Raw genomic sequence first — 434 nt, 5'->3', positions numbered from 1 at the left:
GTTCTGGAGGCCGCGCCGATCGCGGCCCCGTCACGGGGTCCGCCGCGGCGGAGCAGGAAGGCGGGCTGCGCACCCGGAGGGCCGCAGCGGGAGCGGAGGACGGCAACGCCGTTGCGCCGACCGCCTGGCTCCGCCAGGACCACGGGCCGGACGGGGCCGCGACTGGGCGCCAGAAAGGAAAAGACGGCGCCCTGGGCGCCGCCTGGGGGCGATCGGAAGAAGGTCGGTTCAATGAACCGACCGGCCGCCGCTATAGGGATCGTACTCGAAGAGGATCTCGACGCCGGCGTCGTCGAGCTCGTCGGCCGGTAGGACGCCGAATTTGTCGTCGACCTGGAAGAGAACCACGGGGGCCATGAGGGTGCGGGCGAGGTGCCAAGCGGCTTTCTGGGCGAGGGTGAGATCGTGGGACATCTGGGGGCTCCATCTTGGGA

1 pseudogene is annotated in these 434 nt (G+C 71.0%); it reads right to left on the bottom strand.

What is annotated here, in order from left to right:
• Positions 1-228 precede the first annotated feature (228 nt).
• Positions 229-434: pseudogene (locus EN749_RS37195) on the bottom strand (helicase); the annotation flags it as partial.

It is taken from the genome of Mesorhizobium sp. M7A.F.Ca.ET.027.02.1.1 (assembly GCF_004022985.1).
Taxonomy (GTDB): Bacteria; Pseudomonadota; Alphaproteobacteria; order Rhizobiales; family Rhizobiaceae; genus Mesorhizobium.
The sequence above is the reverse complement of the archived record's forward strand: the minus strand, read 5'-3'. Positions and strand labels throughout refer to the sequence as shown.